We start from the raw sequence: 1,024 nt of genomic DNA, 5'->3' as shown, positions 1-1,024 counted from the left end.
GAGGAGAAGGCTCTTGATGTTCATTTTCTGACCTCCAGTCAAAAGTTAAAAAACGGGTCTGGGTATTCTTTGCTGAAGGACAGCGTTCCCTGCCCCATCCCCACTACCGAAAAAGATGCGCACCGCGCCGCTCCTTCGAAATCGACATTACCCATGAGGCGGCGGCGTTCAACCACGATCGTACCGGTGAAAGGGTTGCCTGGCTGCTATCCCCTGGTGTTGTTGCACAAATGACACGATTTGGCCTCACTCAGAAAGCTCTCGTTAACCATAAGGCCGCCGCAATCCCTTGTTTGCCGGCGAATCTGGCGTTGGACCGACGGAATCATGGCAAGCTCTCGAGTCGCTAGCCGGGAAACAACCGCAGAACCGCCACATCCATGGAAGGCCGCGGTTCGGCGCCTTCTTATTTTTGCATATAATGATGCGGGCTTGTTGATTGTGCCGGCGCTTTTCTTTATCCAGCGGCGCAACGGAGAGGTGGCCGAGTGGTCGAAGGCGCTCCCCTGCTAAGGGAGTAGAGGTCAAAAGCTTCTCGTGGGTTCGAATCCCATCCTCTCCGCCACCCTACGCCCTGCGGGCTTCGGGTGGCAGGCCACCCGGAACCGCATTCGGGCGTGGGAGTGTCGCCCGAAGCTACGAAGTAGCGTAGGGGACCATGTTTATTTCCTGCAGCTTCATAATGGCGATGTCTATGTCGGGTCGACAAACGACCTTCGACGCCGGTTCGAATCGCATCAATCAGGCTATGTGACTTCGACCAGGGCCTATCCGCCTGTAGCCCTGAGGACCTATATCGCGGTCGAAACCGAGGCCAACGCACGGCAACTCGAGCGATATTTCAAGACCGGATCGGGCAAGGCTTTCGCCAGTAAACGGTTTTGGCGGACAGAGCCCCGCTGAAGGCCTTTTTATCTATCCGCCTGAAATATCACGAAAAAAAGGCCTGAGATCTGGGTTTTGCCGACCTCCGCTCTCGATTCTGACTGGAGGTCAGAAAATGAACATCAAGAGCCTTCTCCTT

General features: G+C 55.5%; 2 protein-coding genes and 1 tRNA gene. All 3 read left to right on the top strand.

Features of this window, described 5'->3' with window-relative positions:
• Positions 1-234, top strand: a 234-nt coding sequence (locus tag EOB59_RS35800; protein ID WP_206622109.1) for a hypothetical protein, incomplete at its 5' end; no start/stop codon positions are given.
• Positions 235-474: 240 nt separating this feature from the next.
• Positions 475-565, top strand: a tRNA-Ser gene (locus EOB59_RS34905).
• Entirely contained in the window at positions 538-903 is a 366-nt protein-coding gene (locus tag EOB59_RS34900; RefSeq protein WP_245486894.1) for a GIY-YIG nuclease family protein, read from the top strand. Before EOB59_RS34905 ends, EOB59_RS34900 begins: the two co-directional genes overlap by 28 nt.
• Positions 904-1,024 lie beyond the last annotated feature (121 nt).

The sequence above is a fragment of the Mesorhizobium sp. M7A.F.Ca.MR.176.00.0.0 genome (assembly GCF_004023165.1).
Classification (GTDB): domain Bacteria; phylum Pseudomonadota; class Alphaproteobacteria; order Rhizobiales; family Rhizobiaceae; genus Mesorhizobium.
The sequence above is the reverse complement of the archived record's forward strand: the minus strand, read 5'-3'. Positions and strand labels throughout refer to the sequence as shown.